Source organism: Micromonospora sp. NPDC049836 (assembly GCF_044465125.1).
GTDB lineage: Bacteria > Actinomycetota > Actinomycetes > Mycobacteriales > Micromonosporaceae > Micromonospora.
Window position 1 is genome coordinate 492,085 of the sequence record NZ_JBITLH010000004.1, and the last position, 15,783, is coordinate 507,867.

The 15,783-nt window shown below is 75.7% G+C and carries 10 protein-coding genes; 2 read left to right on the forward strand and 8 right to left on the reverse strand.

Annotated elements, in window-relative coordinates; genetic code table 11:
• Positions 1-10 precede the first annotated feature (10 nt).
• Complete coding sequence (gene fxsT / locus ACIBPB_RS14045; protein ID WP_396839982.1) at positions 11-3,907, forward strand: FxSxx-COOH system tetratricopeptide repeat protein; 3,897 nt, start codon at positions 11-13, stop codon at positions 3,905-3,907.
• Here fxsT and ACIBPB_RS14050 read toward each other — a convergent pair.
• The 8 genes from ACIBPB_RS14050 to ACIBPB_RS14085 all read right to left on the reverse strand — a co-directional run bounded on the left by ACIBPB_RS14050 (position 3,900) and on the right by ACIBPB_RS14085 (position 12,769).
• Complete coding sequence (locus ACIBPB_RS14050; RefSeq protein WP_396839983.1) at positions 3,900-5,066, reverse strand: FxsB family cyclophane-forming radical SAM/SPASM peptide maturase; 1,167 nt, start codon at positions 5,064-5,066, stop codon at positions 3,900-3,902. The two genes, fxsT and ACIBPB_RS14050, sit on opposite strands and share 8 nt — an antisense overlap.
• Positions 5,063-5,194 carry a hypothetical protein gene (locus ACIBPB_RS14055; protein WP_396839984.1) on the reverse strand — a complete coding sequence of 44 codons (132 nt, stop codon included), beginning with the start codon at positions 5,192-5,194 and terminating at the stop codon, positions 5,063-5,065. The genes ACIBPB_RS14050 and ACIBPB_RS14055 overlap by 4 nt, the downstream gene beginning before the upstream one ends.
• Positions 5,195-5,361: 167 nt before the next feature.
• The gene (locus tag ACIBPB_RS14060; RefSeq protein WP_396839985.1) at positions 5,362-5,823 is read right to left on the reverse strand and encodes a DUF4231 domain-containing protein; all 462 of its coding nucleotides are present in this window, start codon (positions 5,821-5,823) and stop codon (positions 5,362-5,364) included.
• A gap of 118 nt (positions 5,824-5,941) precedes the next feature.
• Positions 5,942-6,598, reverse strand: coding sequence for a DUF3105 domain-containing protein (locus tag ACIBPB_RS14065; RefSeq protein ID WP_396839986.1), 657 nt, complete (start codon positions 6,596-6,598; stop codon positions 5,942-5,944).
• Positions 6,591-7,199 (reverse strand): flavoprotein, encoded by a 609-nt coding sequence (locus ACIBPB_RS14070; RefSeq protein ID WP_396839988.1) that lies wholly within the window; start codon positions 7,197-7,199, stop codon positions 6,591-6,593. The genes ACIBPB_RS14065 and ACIBPB_RS14070 overlap by 8 nt, the downstream gene beginning before the upstream one ends.
• A complete protein-coding gene (locus tag ACIBPB_RS14075; protein ID WP_396839989.1) occupies positions 7,181-9,409 on the reverse strand; it encodes a peptidase domain-containing ABC transporter in 2,229 nt (742 codons plus the stop codon). Before ACIBPB_RS14075 ends, ACIBPB_RS14070 begins: the two co-directional genes overlap by 19 nt.
• Positions 9,397-12,498, reverse strand: coding sequence for a type 2 lanthipeptide synthetase LanM (gene lanM / locus ACIBPB_RS14080; protein WP_396839991.1), 3,102 nt, complete (start codon positions 12,496-12,498; stop codon positions 9,397-9,399). The genes ACIBPB_RS14075 and lanM overlap by 13 nt, the downstream gene beginning before the upstream one ends.
• Before the next feature lie 88 nt (positions 12,499-12,586).
• Positions 12,587-12,769 (reverse strand): mersacidin/lichenicidin family type 2 lantibiotic, encoded by a 183-nt coding sequence (locus tag ACIBPB_RS14085; RefSeq protein ID WP_396839992.1) that lies wholly within the window; start codon positions 12,767-12,769, stop codon positions 12,587-12,589.
• Between the two features lie 338 nt (positions 12,770-13,107).
• On the opposite strand from ACIBPB_RS14085, the gene ACIBPB_RS14090 reads away from it, so the two are divergent.
• A complete protein-coding gene (locus ACIBPB_RS14090) occupies positions 13,108-15,720 on the forward strand; it encodes an AAA family ATPase (RefSeq protein WP_396839993.1) in 2,613 nt (870 codons plus the stop codon).
• The last annotated feature ends 63 nt before the right edge of the window (positions 15,721-15,783 follow it).

Below are 15,783 nucleotides of genomic sequence, written 5' to 3' on the forward strand. Positions count from 1 at the left end.
AGGTCAGCCGGTGTCCGTCACCGTTCCCGAATCCGCCGCCGGCGCGCCGCGCGGCGGGCGGATCATCACCTTCTACTCGTACAAGGGCGGCAGCGGCCGGACCATGGCGCTGGCGAACACCGCGTGGATCCTCGCCGGCAACGGCTACCGGGTGCTGACCATCGACTGGGACCTGGAGTCGCCCGGCCTGCACCGCTACTTCCACCCCTTCCTCGTCGACGCGGAGCTGCGCCAGACCGAAGGGCTGATCGAGCTGCTGCAGCGCTACAGCGCGGCGACGGTCACCGACGACGATCCCGCGCCGTCCTGGTTCGAGGAGGTCACCCGCCTGGACAGCGCGACCGTCTCGTTGAACTGGATGTTCCCCAACGGTGGCACCCTCGACTTCCTCCCCTCCGGCAAGCAGGACCACCGGTACTCGGCGAAGGTGTCCAAGTTCGACTGGGACAACTTCTGGGAGCGGCTCAACGGCCAGCGGTTCATCGAGGCGCTCGCCGAGGGCATGCGCCGCGACTACGACTTCGTGCTCATCGACTCGCGCACCGGGCTCAGCGACACCGCGGGGGTCAGCACCATCACCCTCCCGGACGCGGTCGTGGACTGCTTCGCCCTGAACACCCAGGGCGTCGACGGCGCGGTCAGCGTCGCCCGGTCGATCGCCCGCGCCGACCCGGACATCCGGATCTACCCGCTGCCCGGCCGGGTGGAGCCGGGCGAACAGGCCAAGCTGCAACGCGGCCGCGACTACGCCCAGCGCAAGTTCCGCCGGTACACCGACGAGCTCGGCCTCGACGCCGACGAGTACTGGCGCCGGGTCGAGGTGCCGTACAAGCCCTACTACGCGTACGAGGAGATCCTGGCGGTCTTCGGCGACCGGCCGAACGAGCCCAACTCCCCGCTGTCGGCGTTCATGGCGCTGTCCGAACTGCTGGCCGACCGCCCGCTGCGGGCGCCCGACACCCCGGAGAAGCAGCGGCTCGCGGTACTGGCGAGGTTCGAGCGGACGGCCACGTCGGCGCCGATCCGGGTGGTGGTGCACTACGCCTCGATCGACCGGGTGTGGGCGGAGTGGATCGCCCAGGAGCTCGCCCGCGCCGGCCACGACTGCCTGCTCGTCGGGCCGGCCCAGCGGCAGGCTCCGCCGCTGGAGGGCATCGACCGGGTGGTGGTGCTGCTCTCCCACGACGGCCTGGCCTACCAGACGGCCGAGCGGTACTGGCGGCGGGAGGTCGAGCGGGCCGACCTGCGCCCCGCCGACTTCATGGCGCTGATGCGGATCAACGGGCCGGTGCTGCCGATGCCCGCCTCGGTGGCCGGCACGGTCGACTTCCCCAACCTGCACGCCGAGGAGGCGGTGCAGGCCGTGTTCACCGCGCTCGGCATCCGCTACACGCCGCACCGCGCGCCGAGCGGCGACGGCGGACGGATCCGGTACCCCGCCCAGCACACCCGGCACTGGCGGGTGCCCAGCCGGCGCAACCCGACCTTCGTCGGGCGGGAGGCCACGATCGAGGAACTGCGCGGCCGGCTGCTGGACCTGGCCGGTTCGACCGCCGTCGCGCTGATCGGGATGAGCGGCGTCGGCAAGACCCACATCGCCCTGGAGTACGTCTACCGTTTCGCCGCCGCGTACGACGTCGTCTGGTGGATCCCGGCCGGCGGGGTGGAACAGGTGACCGCCGGGCTCGAGGCGCTCGCCGAGGTGTTGGGGTTGGCGCCCGCCCGGGACGGCGCCGGTCGGGTCGAGGAGGTCCTGCGCGCGCTGCGCGAGCGGGAGGCGGGCAGCCGCTGGCTGGTCGTGCTCGACAACGCCGAGGACCCGGCGGCGCTGGCGGACCTGGTGCCCACCGGTCCGGGCGACACCATCATCACCACCCGGGACCAGGCCTGGTCCCGGATCACCAGCGAGCTGCCGGTCGAGGTCTTCGACCGGCCGGAGAGCGTGGCGCTGCTCGCCAACCAGGGGGCGAAGCTCTCCCCGGACGAGTCCTCGGTGCTGGCGCAGCGGCTCGGCGACCTCCCCGCCGCGGTGGGGACGGCCGGATACTGGCTGGCCAGCACCGCCGGCACCGTCGAGGAATACCTGCGCCTGCTGGAGGCGCACGTCCCCGAGGCGTTGCAGCTCCCCGGCTACGACGCGCCGATCACCGCCACGTTCTCGGTGGCGATGTCCTCGCTGCGCGAGCGGAGCCCGGCCGCCGCGCGCCTGGCCGAGCTGCTCGCGTTCCTGGCGCCGGCGCCGATCCCCACCGCCATCCTCAAGTCCGAGCGGATCGGCGCGCTGCTCGCCGAGCACGACGCGTCACTGCGCGATCCGCTGCTGCTCAGCCGGCTGATCCAGCACATCGGCCGGTTCGGTCTGCTCAAGTCCGACCCGGCCCACAACAGCATCTCCATGCACGTGCTCACCCAGCAGGCGATCCGGCACGGCCTGAGCGACGCCGAGCGCGCGACCAACCTGCGGGTCGTCCAGGAGGCGCTGGCCGACATCAACCCGGGCGACGCCGACAACGCGGCCAACTGGCCGCTCTACGAGGCGCTCTGGTTGCACGTCGACGCGGTCGCGGCGGTGACGTCGACCGCGCCGGCGGTCCGCAACCTGCTCGTCGACCTGGTCCGCTTCCTGCGGCTGCGCGGATATCACGCCGGTGGCGAGCAGCTCGCCGAACGGACCCTGGCGGCCTGGGCCGAGCTGTTCCCGGACCCCGACGACGTGACGACCCTGCTGCTGCGGTTCCAGTACGCCGTCCTCATCCGGGATCTGGGCCGCACCGACGAGGCGTACGACATCGACCACGACCTGATGGAACGGTTCACCCGGGTGGCCGGCGAGGACCACCCGTACACGCTGATGGTGGCCGGCAGCTACGCGCAGGACCTGCGGTCGCAGGGCCGGTGGGCCGAGGCGGAGCAGCGGGAGGCGAAGACGTTCGCGCTGATCCCGGTGGTGCTCGGTGAGGACCACCCGCGGACCCTGATGGCCGCGAACAACTACGCGCTGACCATGCGGCTGGCCGGCAACTACCGGGAGGCCGCGCGGCTGAACCGGCAGACGCTGACCAAGCGCCGGCGGCTGCTGGGTGAACGGCACCCCTTCACCCTCTCCTCGGCCAACGCCTACGGCACCGACCAGCGCGACAACGGTGACCTGCAGGGCTCCCGCAAGACGCTGGAGGCGGCCTGGAAGGCGTGCGAGGAGGTGCTCGGCGAGGAACACCACGTCACCCTGCGCAGCATGCGCAACTTCGCCACCACGTTGCGTTGGCTGGGCGAGACGGAACTGGCCGCCAGCCTGCTGGACACGGCGCTGCCGCGCTACGAGCGGGTGCTGGGCGCCAACCACTCGGCCACCGTGGGGTGCCGGCTGGAGCGGGCCAATGTCGCCTCCGACCTCGGCGACGACGAGACCGCCCGGCGGCTGGCCGCCGACGGTGAGCGGATCTACCGGGACCTGCTCGGCCCGCAGCACCCGATGTACCTGGTGGCGCTGAACAACCTCGGGGTCTTCACCCGCCGGTGTGGCGACGTGGCGGGCGGCCGCACCATGGCCGAGCAGGCCGCGGCCGGCTTCGAGGAGGTGCTCGGCGAGCGGCACACGATCACGGCGCTGGCCCTGGTCAACGTCGCCAACGCCGCGGACGCCGCCGGCGACCACGAGTACGCCCGGCGGACCGACGAGCGGGCCTACGACATCCTCCGTACGGCGCTACGGCCGGAGAACATCGCGCTGATCGGGGCGATGATGAACGTCGCCGTGGGCCGGCTCGCCGGCGGGGACTACGACCAGTCGGGCTGGACCGAGGCCGTCGCGTACGCCACGCAGGTGCTGGGCGAGCAGCACCCGCTCACCGAGTTGGGGCGGGAGAAGCACCGGGTCGACCTCGACATCGAGCCGTTCGTCATCTGACGGTGGGCGCGGGTGGCCGGCGCCGGGCCGCGAGGTCGGCGGTCACCCGCGCCCGGACGTGCCGGATGAGTCGGCGCAGGTCCGGGGAGTAGACGGAGCGGTGGTCGAAGCCGGCGTCGGGGTGGTACCGGTGCGCGTACAGGCCGCCACCGCAGACGTCGACGACGTCGCAGCCGGCGCAGGCCGCCGGGACGGTCAGCGGTGAACGCTGCTCGGCCCGGATGGCCGGCGCGTCGAGCGCGTCGTCGAAGGAGTGGGTGAGCACGTTCAGCCCGGTCTCCGGGGCGCCGGGGTGGGCGGTCTTCAGCACGTCGCTGCCCTGGATGCTGCCGTCGGTGTCGACGATGACCGCGCCGGTGCGGGTGGTGCCGATGTCCTCGCTGGCGCTGGGCCCGCCCAGCAGCAGCTGGATGATCGAGTCGAGCAGCCGGATCGCCACCCGCCGCCGGGGCGCGTCGTACCACTCCTGGAAGACCGCGATCAGCCAGTCGCCGTACGGCGTCGCGGGGTCGTCCGGCTGCCGTCCGGGTGGCGGGTGGGCCCAGTTGCCGTGCGGCAGCCGGAAGTCGATCATCGGCGGGCCGAACGCGAGCAGGCTGCGGTAGACCTCCACCGGGTCGCTGTCCAGGTCGATGGTGCACAGGATGCCGCCGTAGATGTCCCGGTAGGCCGGGCTGTCCAGCCGGGACAGGGCCTGCGCGACGCGGTCGAAGCTCTCCCGTCCACTGGGGAACCGGCGGCGCCGGTTGTGCCCGGGCAGCCCGCCGTCGAGGCTCACCCCGACCCGCACGCCCCGGCTGCGGAACAGCCGCAGGAACCCGTCGTCGAGCCGGACCCCGTTGGTCTGCACGGCGAACTCGAGCGTGGTGGCCGCGGGAGCGGCGGCCCGCAGGGTGTCCAGCGTCCTGGTGAGGTGCCGCGCCCCGGCCAGCAGCGGCTCACCGCCGTGCAGGATGACCCGCGCCTCGGGCGGCTCGTGCCGGCGCAGGTGGGCGCCGAGGCGGGCGGCGAGCGCGTCCACCACGGCCGGCGCCATGGCCCGGGGGCGGTCCCGCCAGCTCTGGTCGACGTGTTCGTACACGTAGCAGTATTCGCACGCCAGGTCGCACCAGCCGTGGATCTTGACCACGAACTGCCGGAACGGGAGCGCCGGTGTCAAATCGCGGAGTCCCAGGAGGCGACCCGCTCGACGGCGCGCGGCTCGCGTCGGCGGCGGCCCTGTTCGCGCAGGTGGTGGGAGAGCACGTCCAGGCCCTGGCCGTCGGCGTCGCCGTCCCCGTCGTCCACCGTGGCCGTCGCACGGCCGGGACCGCCGGCCGACACGCGCGGGGTCCGGTCTGACACATCACCTATCGGCATACCGCCCCCTGGCCGCGGCGAAATTGCCTCACTTCCTGCATTAAAACAAACCGCCGATCGGAAAACGACTCCTCACCTCGGCGGTTTCCGATGGGTCAACCGGGCAGCGACCGCTGCGGTGACACCCGCTCCTGCGCGATTTGCGCCCAACGCATCATTTCATCGCCTTCGATCCGCGTGATGGCCCGCACGAGTTCGGCGTCCCGCTGCGCCGGATCATCGTACGGCGGTGCGCCGACCCGGTAGAGCCTCCGCTGTTCATCCACCGCTTCCCGGGACTGGCTGAACCGCAGGTAATTCTCCTGCCAATGGAACACCGCCCGGAAACCGGCGATGACCACCAGAACCGAGCCGAGAACCGCCGGAATCTGCGGCAGCCTCGGCACCAGCACCGCGGCGAGCGGAATCGCGGCGGAGAGCACCACCGTGGCGAGTTCGGAGACGCGGTGCGCGCGCCGGGACCGTTTCGCCGCCACCTGGTACCACCGGTACGAGCCGTCCGCCACGTCCATGGCGTAGGCCCGAGCCGTCGCGGAATCGTTCGGCTCGACGACCACGTCCCCGCCCCTCTCTGCCGGCCACCCCCGATGATCCCCGCCGGGTTCGCCCGCCGACAAGCGCCGACCGGACACCTCTGGTCGCCGGGCGTCGCTGCCGGCGCCCCGGCGGCGACGGTCACATCCCGGTCGGTTCCGGGGAGTCGGCGGGTGGGTGGGCCCGGACGAACCGCTCGACGACGGCGCCGCTGGCCGCGGCACAGAACTGCCGGTAGCCGGCCGTCGCGCCCCAGTGCGACAGGGCCAGCGGGCGGCCGGCCGGAAACTCGCCGTACCCCGGGTCCCAGGGGGCCACCACGAACCGGCCGCCGTACCGGTCGTCGCCGAACTTGGCCGCCAGCGCCCGCAGCGCCTCGATCTGGTCGCGGAGCAGCGGCTCGACGTACCAGAGGATGGTGTAGCCGTGCTCGAGGTTGTGCACCAGGATCTCCACGGCCGGGCGGTCGCGGGTGGTGTAGAACCGGCGCACCGCCGGGGCGGGCACCACGAAGTGCGGCCCGGACGAGGGCGGCACCAGGTCGTACCGGATCCGGGTGGCGTAGGGCTCGGCGGTGCCGGGGCCGACGTGCACGCCGGCACCGCGCACCGGGTCGGTCAACTCCCCGTCGCAGCCGGCCCGGTCGGCCGGGACCCCGATCGCGGCGGCGGGCCGGCGGGCCGGTGAGTCCGCGTACGCCCGGACGAACGGGACCACCGCCACCGCCAGCAGCAGCGTGCCGAGCGCGGTGACCAGCGCGGCAATCCGCGGCCCGGCGGCCCGGCGCGGCTCAGCCACGGGAGGCTCCCGCCGCCCGCAGGTGCGCGGCGGCCTGCTCCAGCACCACCTCGATCGGTGGCATCCCCCTGCCGGCCCGGGTGCCGGTGCTCAGGGCGAGCACCGGCACCGGCTCGACCACGAGGTACCCGTCCTCGCGCAGCCGCGCCACGTTGCGCCGCACCGCCGGCCGCTCCCACATGGCCTGGTTCATCGACGGCACCAGGACGACGGGCGCGGCGGCGGCGAGCAGGCAGGTGCCGACCAGGTTGTCGGCGATGCCCAGCGCCGCCTTGGCCAGGGTGTTGGCGGTCGCCGGCAGGACCAGCACCAGGTCCGCCCAGCCGGTCAGGGCCAGGTGCGGCACCTCCCCGTCGCCCTCCTCGTCGACCAGGGCAGGATGCCCGGTCAGCAGGCTGAACGAGCGGGCCGGCACGAACCGGGCGGCGGCGGGGGTGAGCACGACCCGCACGTCGAGGCCGAGCGCGTGCCGCAGCACCAGGATCGACTGGGGCAGGGTGAGCACGTCGGCGGAGCCGCAGGCGGCCACCAGGACCCGGCGCGCCGGGAACACCCCGGGGTCCGCCGCCGGGGGCGGGATCGTCACGGTACGGGCAGCCACGGTTCGCCTCCCGGCAGGGATGAGTCGTCGTCGGTGAGTTGGCAGCGCACCAGGTCGGCGTAGACGCCGCCGGCCCGCAGCAGGTCGTCGTGCCGGCCGCGCTCGACGATGCGGCCGTCGGCGACCACCAGGATCTGGTCGGCGTTGCGCACGGTGCTCAGCCGGTGCGCCACCACCACCCGGGTACAGCGCAGGGCGGAGATCGCCCGGTCGACCCGGCGCTCGGTGGCCACGTCGAGGTGGCTGGTGGCCTCGTCGAGCAGCAGCACGGCGGGTTGCCCGGCGACCGCGCGGGCGATGGCCAGCCGCTGCCGCTGCCCGCCGGAGAGGGCCTGGCCCCGCTCGGCCACCTGGGTGTCGTAGCCCATCGGCATCGCCGCGATGTCCTGGTCGATCGCGGCGACCTCGGCGGCGGCCCGGATGGCCGGCATGCCGATGCCCGGGTGGACCAGGCTGACGTTGCGCCGGATCGAGTCGCGGAACAGGTAGCTCTCCTGGAGCACCACGCCGAACTGCCGGCGCAGCGCGGTCGGGTCGATCCGGGACAGCGGCACCCCGTCGAAGAGGATCTCCCCGTCGCTCGGCCGGTAGAGGCCGGTGAGCAGCATGGCCAGGGTGCTCTTGCCGCTGCCGGAGGGCCCGACGATGGCCACCTTCTCCCCCGGCGTGATCTCGAAGGAGATGTCCCGCAGCACCGGAGGGGCGGTGCCGTCGTAGCGGAAGGTCACGTCGCGCACGCTGATCCGGCCGGTCAGCCGGGGCGCGGGCAGGTCCGGGTCGCCGGTCGGCTCGGGCCGCGCGGCGAACACGTCCCGCAGCCGTTGCAGGTGCGACACGACGGACTGGAGCACCTGGGCGCTGGCCACCAGGGAGGCCAGCGGGGTCAGCGCGGAGAGCGCGAGCGCCTGCAGGCCCAGCGTCTCGCCGAGGCCGGCGCCGGCGAAGAGCCGCCCGGTGCCCAGCCAGAGCAGGGCCAGCGGGCCGGCGAGTTGGACGCTGGCGGTGATGTTGGCGACGGTGGCCGAGAGCCGGTTCTGCGCCACGTCGGCGTCCAGCGCCGTGGTGTAGCGGCGCAGCCAACCGTCGAAGACCTGCCGTTCGGCGCCCATCGACTTCACCGTGGCGATGCCGGACAGCGCCTCCATCAACGCGCTCTCGGCGTCGGCCTGCACGGTGAGGTTCCGCTGGCCGAGCCGCAGCAGCCGGCGGTTGACGACGGCGACCGCCACCACCTGGGCGGTGCCGATGGCCGCGGCCAGCCCGGCGAAGGCCAGGTCGCTGGCGAAGAGCACCGCGAAGTACGCGAGCACCAGCACCCCGTCGATCACCGCGGTGAGCACCTGGGTGGTGACCAGTTCGCGCAGCAGGATGCTGCTGGACAGCCGCTGCATCAGGTCGCCGCTGGCCCGTTGCTGGAAGAACGCGTACGGCAGCTTGAGCAGGTGCCCGAAGAGCCGGGTCATCAGGGCGGCGTCCACGCTGGCCTGGAGGGTGACCAGCAGCCGGGAGCGCAGGTAGGCCACCCCGAACTGGGTGAGCACCAGCGCCACGATGGCCAGCGCCAGGTACGGCATCAGCGCCGTCTCGCGGGCCGGCATGATCTGGTCGAAGGCGACCGTGGTGGCCATCGGCAGCGCGAGCCCCAGCAGTTGCAGGACCAGCGAGACGCTGAACGCGGCGGCCAGCCGGGGCAGGAACGGGCGCGCCAGCGGCCGGGCCCGGCGCAGCCGGGTGCGCAGCCCGAGCCGGGCGGCCGGCGGTTCGGGCGCGGAGCGCGGGTCGCGGGTGAAGGTGAGCACCGTGCCGGTGAAACCGGCGGCGAACTCCTCCGGGGTGAGCAGCCGGCGTCCCAGCGCCGGGTCGAGCAGCCGGACCCCGCGCGGGCCGACCTGTTCCACCACCACGAAGTGGGCGTTCTCCCAGTGCGCCACGGCGGGCAGCGGCAGCGCGCCGACCTGGGCCGGGTCGGCGCGGAAGGCCCGGCCGGCGAGCCCGAACCGGGGGCCGGCGGCGAGCAGCGCCCGGGCGGTGACGCCGTCGCGGCCGAGGTCGAGCCGCTCGCGTACCCCGGCCAGGGTGGCCCGGACGCCGTGCCGCCGGGCGATCATGGTGAGGCAGGCGGCGCCGCAGTCGGCGTCGGCCATCTGCAGCACCAGCGGCACCCGCCGGCGCGGCGGCCAGCGCCGGCCGGCCGCGCTCACGCCGCGCACCGCTGCTCCCGGCGGTCGCGGGCGGCGGCGGGCGGGGCGAGCAGGAGCACCGACGGCACCCGGTCCGGCGCGGCGAGCCGCAGCAACCCCAGCCCGATCCCGGACAGGCCGGTCATCAGCTCCGGCGAGGCGAGCATCGCCGGGTTGGCGCAGCGCCAGCCCTCGGCGAGGCCGTCGCGCAGCACCGCGGCGGCGGGGGCGCCGGCGGTTGCGGGCGCGGCCGCCAGCAGCAGGTCGAGGTTGCCGAGGTCGCCGTGGCACAGCGAGTGGTTGCGGCCGAAGCCGGCGGCCAGGGTGGTCCGGACCGCGGTGGTGATCTCACCGGCCAGCCGGTCGTCGGGGCCCAGGGCGTCGCGCAGCAGCAGCCGGGACAGGCCGATGCCGGGGGCGCCGTGGCACCACGTCACCGCGCACTGTCCGGGCCGGCGCAGGTCGGCCCAGTTGGCCTCGGCGGGCCGGAACAGGCTGCGGTCGTACCCGAGGGCACGGGCGGCGGCGTCGGGGTGACCGGCGTGGGCCAGCGCGGCGGCCACTCCGGCGGCCCCGTGCGAGAGCCCGCCGAGCGGCGCGCCGGCGGGGCGGGCGTACCGGTCGGCGGTGGCGCGCAGCCGGCCGGCGGCGGCGCGCACCGCGGGTCCGGCCCGGTCCGGGTCCAGGCCGGCGCGGGCCACCGCGAGGACCGCGCCGGCGTGCCCGTCGACCAGGTCGGGGGTCTGTGCGACGTCGGCCAGGGCGATGATCCGGTCCAGCGCGGCGTCGACGACCGGTTCGAAGCGGCGGGTGCGCCAGAGCGCGCCGAGGTGGGCGAAGGTGTACACCAGGCCGCCCCAGCCGGTGAAGGCGCCGATCCGGTGGTCGGCCACCGCCCGGTTCAGGATGCGGGCGGCGAGCCCGGCGGCGGCGCGCTCGGCCAGGTCGGTGAACCGGTGCTCGCCGGTGCGCCGGCCGGCGTGGGCCAGGAAGAGCGCCACCCCGGCGACGCCGTCGTACAGGTGCGGGCCCAGCGGCGCCGGGGCCAGCCGCTCCGGCCCGCCCGGGCCGGGCGTGAGGGCGAACCAGGTCGGTTCGGCGCCCGGACCGGCCAGGCCGGCGACCGTGTCGGCCACCTCGGCCGCGGCGGCCAGGTACGCGTCCGGCCCGGGCACCCGGGCGGGCGGCTGGTCGGCGAGCCGCCAGCGGACCCGCGCGTGCGGGGCGTCGGCGGGGTCGAGTTGGGCGGCGTAGGCGGCCTGGACCAGCCAGCGTTGCCGGGCCAGGTCGGCCTCGTCCAGCCGGGCCAGCCGGCGCCGCGCCTCGTCGAGGCCGGAGCGGGCCAGCAGGCCGGGCAGCCGCCGTCCGGCGCTGGTCCACAGGTCCCGCGAGGCCACCCTGGTGGTGAAGATCGGCACGTCCCGGCGGGCCAGGTCGGCGCGTTCGGCGGCCACGGTGGCGGCCAGCAGCGGCAGCTCGGCGGTGCCCGACCAGAGCCAGTCCCGCAGCCGCTCCGCGTCCAGGCCGTCCTGCACCGCGTCGGTGTGCAGCGCGGCGTCGCGCAGTCGCAGGTAGGTCCGGGTGGGCCGGAGCACCACCCGGATCTCGTCGCCGGCGAACGCGGCCAGCGGGCCGTCCGGGGCGAGCAGCGCGCCGCGCAGCGTGGTGAGCAGGCGGTACATGCCGTCGAAGCCGGCGAGCACCTGCGGCAGGTCGGCGGCGACCTGGTCGGCCGCGCCGGCGGTCGGCGCGGCGTGGTCGTGGCGGTGCTCGGGTACGCCCAGCCGCATCTCGTCGGTGCCCTCACCCTGCCAGGCGGAGCAGGTGCAGCTGTCGGCGGCGGGGGCGGCCGCGTCGTCGGCCCGGGGCAGCAGCCCGACCGCGAGCACCGAGTCGGCGATGGCGTCGCCGGCGCGGGCGGTGGCGGCGCGGGTGACCGCCGGGGTGAACACCGTCTCCAGGTCGACCAGGACCGGGTGCTCGCCGTGGCCGAGCACGTTCTCCCGGTGGCAGTCGGTCGCGCCGAGGGCCTGGAGCAGGGCCAGCAGCGCCCCGAAGCGGCGGGCGAAGCGGCGGTGGCCGTCCGGGGTGTCCGGTGGGTTCTCGACCACGTACTCGGCCCAGCCGTGCGCGCCGCGCGGCAGCACGGTGAAGGTGTGCAGGTCGGCGCCGTGCCGGTTGAGCCAGTCCAGCAGGGACTGGAAGCGGGCCTCCACGCTGACCGGACGGGGCTTGTAGACCAGCCGCAGGTCGCTGTCGAAGGTGGCCACCAGCACCCGCCGGCCGGCGCGGTGCGGGTCGCCGGTCTCCCGTGTCCCGGTCAGCCGGCCGGGCCGGGCGCCGCCGTGGAACGTCGCGCCGAGCAGGTCGGCGTCCCGGCACAGCCGGGTGAGGAACTCGACGGTGCGGTCGGCCCAGTCGCGGATCAGCTCGTCGGCCTGCCGGGCCAGCACCGGGTAGTCGGCCAGCAGGGTGAGCGCGGCGTCGGGCGTCTCGTGCCGGCGGAAGAAGGCGGCGAAGCGGTCCCGGGCCGTCGCGCCGGCGGACGCGCCGCGAAGCCGGTCGATGTTGAGTTCGAGGACGACGGCCCGGCTGAGCAGCACGACCAGCTCGTCGAGGAGCCCGGTGAGGCCGAGCCGGTCGGCGTCCGGCGGGATCAGGTCGGGCGCCGCGGCGGCGAGTTCCCGGGCCTGCCGGGCGACCCGGGCCCGGGCCGCGGCGATCAGCGGGGCCACCAGGACCAGCGCCGCGTCCAGGGGCCGGCCGGGCAGCACCTCGGGCTCGATCGGCGCGGCCGGCGCGGCGCGGTAGCCGGCCAGCAGGTCGGTGACCCACGCCGGGGGCCGGCCGAGGCGGGCGGCGAGCCGGGCCGGGGACTCGTCCAGGAGCGCCAGCAGCACCTGCTCGTCCAGGCCGTCGGCGGCCAGCCGGCGGTGCCAGTCGGCGTCGCCGGCGAACGCGCCGCCGGTACGCCAGCGGGACAGCCGCCACCGGGCGCGGTCGCCGGGGTGCGGCTGCTCGGGCGGGGCCGTGGCGAGCCGTTCCGGCAGGGTCGCGGCGGCGGTGAGCCGCTCGGCGACGGCGGCGGTCGGGTCGGCGGTGGGGTGCGGGGAAGACATGCGGCGCTCCAGCTTGGCTCGGGCGGGCCGGCGGGGGTCCGGGCCGCGGCCCGGACCCCCGACCGACCCGTCGGGTCGGTGCGGCGACTCAGCAGACGCAGTGGCAGCAGGCCGTGGTGTGGCCGGTGGTGGCGGCGGCGCCGCCGGCGACGGTCTCCAGCTGGTCGCCGTCCAGCTCGACGATGCCGGCCGGGTGGGCCTCGGCGGCCTCCGGCGCGGCGGCCCGGGCGTACTCGTCCTTCCAGCTGGCGACGATGTCGGTGATGGACATGCGGTTCTCCCTTCAGGTCGACCGGCCGGACGGCCCGGCGGTCGCTTGCGGATCCAGCCTGCGGTCCGGCGGTCGGCCGGCACATGAGTAGCCGCTACCTCACTGCGCGGCACTCCTGTCACGACGGTGACAACCGATCCGGCCGCCCACCGCGTCGAGTGGACGGACGTGTCGAGAAGCCGACGGCGACGCCGGGTGGGGTGTGTGAGGGTGGGGCAGCGGTCACTCAGGCCGCCGCGCGCACCGACCCGCCCGGCAGGGTGCCGAGGGCGGCGAGGCGACCGGGCGGCGGGCCCGGCCGGGGGTGAAGGGGTTCAGTGTCTGCGCCAGGGTGTGTGGTGGAAAACAGCTGGCCGTACGTCGGCCGGGCCCGGGAGCGGGACCGGGCGGTCGAGGCGCTCACCGCGGCGTCCGGCGCGGGGGTGCTGCTCACCGGTGACCCGGGGGTGGGCAAGAGCCGGCTGCTCGACGAGGTGCTCGATCAGGCGCTGCGGCGGCAGCGGGTGACGTTGCGGGTGACCGCCACGCCGGCCTGGCAGGCGGTGCCGTTCGGGGTGCTGGCCAACCGCGTCCCGCAGGCCTCGGACGCGAACGTGGCCGACGTGTTCCGGGACGTCGAGCGGCGGTTGCGGGAGGTCGCGGCGGGGCGCGGCGTGGTGGTCGGCGTGGACGACCTGAACTGGCTGGACGACGCCTCGGCGGCGCTGCTGGAACGCCTGGTCGCGAGCGACGCGGTGCAGGTCGTCGCGAGCGTACGGACCGACTGGCTGGACGCCCCGCCGGTGGCCGCGGTACGCCGGGCCCGGTCGGTCGACCGGATCCACGTGCCGCCGCTGGCCGCCGAGGAGAGCACCGAGGTCATCCGGGCGGCGCTCGGCGGGCCGGTCGACGGTCTGACCCTCGACGCGCTGTGGCGGATCAGCCAGGGCAACCCGCTGTTCCTGCGCGAGGCGCTGCGTTGCGGGCTGCGCGACGGCGGGCTGGTGCGGCGCGACGGGATGTGGACCTGGCCGGCGGAGTCGCTCTGCCCCACCCACCTGGCCGACCTGATCCAGCAGACCCTCGGCACGCTCACGCCGGAGGAGGCCGAGGCGATGCGCTACGTCGCGCACGCCGAGCCGGTGCCGCTGGCGGTGCTCGACCGGGTGGTCGAGCCACGGATCGCCGAGCGGCTGGAGGAGCGCGGGTTGATCCGGCTGCTGCGGCACGACGCGGCGGTCCTCGTCCAGGCCGGGCACCCGCTGTACGCCGAGGCGGTCCGCAACGACACCGGGGAGCTGCGGGCCCGGCGGCTGCGCCGCAACCTCGCCGCGGCGCTGGCGGAGCTGGGCGGCGGCGGCGCGGACGACCTGGCCCGGGTGGTGGCCTGGCGCTGCGAGGCGGACCTGCCGGTCAGCCCGGAGGACCTGCTCACCGCCTCCGAGCACGCGCTGCGCCGGCACGACCCGGTGCTGGCCGAGCGGCTCGGGCGGCGGATCCGGTCCGCCCGTGGCGACTGGCAGGTCGCCCGGGCGCTGCTGGCCCAGGGGCGCGGCGACGAGGCGGGCGGGTGCCTGGGGCGGGCCGCCGCCGAGCTGACCGAGCCGCGGGACCGCGCCGAGGCGACCGCGCTGCGCGCGTTGCACGCCTTCTGGGGTGACCGCCGGCCGGACCGGGCCCGGGAGGTGCTCGACGCGGCGCGCCGCGAGCTGCCGGCCGAGGCGCGGCCGGGGTTGCTCGCCGCCGAGGTGGGCATCGCGGTCTTCGGCGGTGACCTGGACGGGGCCCGGGACGCGATGGCCCGGCTGGCGACCGACCGGCCCCGGGATCCGCTGCTCGCCACCGCGGTCGCCGCGCTCGAGCCGTACCTGCTGCTCTTCGCCGGGCAGCCGGGGCGGGCGGCCCGGATGTTCGACACCGGTGAGGTGGACCTGCCGGAGACCTGGCCGACGATGCGGGCCGCCGCGCAGGCCTGTCACGTCCAGTCGCTCCTGATGTCCGGCCGGCTCGCCGAGGCCACCCGGCAGGCGCAGCGGTACTACCGGGACGCGGTGGGCCGCCGGGCACCGGACGCGGTGGGGCTGCTGGCCTTCGCCCGGGGCAAGTGCGCCTATCACGGCGGGCAGTTGAGCGAGTCGGTGCGCTGGCTGCACGAGGCGCGCACGCTGGTCGGTGAGCGGGCGCTCTTCCCGATCCGGGACTACGTGCTGTCGGCCAACGCGTACGTGGCGGCGCAGCGCGGCGAGCCGGCCGAGGGCCGCCGGCTGTTGGCGAGCCTGCGCGCCGAGCAGGCCGGCCGGGGCGACGCCGGTGGCCTGCTGGCCACCGACGCCGAGCTGACCGAGGCCTGGCTGTCGGCGGTCGACGGTCAGCTCGCCACGGCCGTCGGCCGGCTGCACGAGCTGCGCCGGGCCGGCGCGCAGGCGGCGACCATCACGGTGGAGTGCCTGCACCTGCTGTCCCGGCTGGCCCCGTCGACGGAGACCGCCGAGCGGCTGACGGAGGCGGCGGCCGGCTGCGACAGCCCGCTGTTCGACCTGTGGGCCGCGTACGCCCGGGCGCTCGCCGCCGACGACCCGGCCGGGTTGGAGCGGGTCGGCACCGCGCTGGAGGCCAGCGGATACCTCGCCCTGGCGCTGGAGACGGTGATCGCCGCCGAGGCGGCGTGCGGCCGCCGCGGCGAGCACCGCCGGGCGAACCTGCTGGCCCGGCGGGCGGAGCTGCTGCGGGACCGGTGTGGCGGCTACTGGCCCCCGCTGCTCCCCCACCGCGACGGGCGGGACGAGCTGACTCCGCGCGAGCGGCAGATCTGCGAGCTGGCCGCGGCCGGTCGGGACAACGCCACGATCGCCGCGGACCTGGTGCTGTCGGTGCGGACCGTGGAGAACCACCTCCAGCGGGCCTACGTCAAGCTCGGCCTGCGCAGCCGGGCCGGGCTCGCCGGGGCGCTCGGGGCGCGCCGGGCCGGCTGAGGGCGCCGGGCCGGCTGACCATCGCGGGACGGCTGAGCGCGGCGGGACGGCTGACCGCCGCGG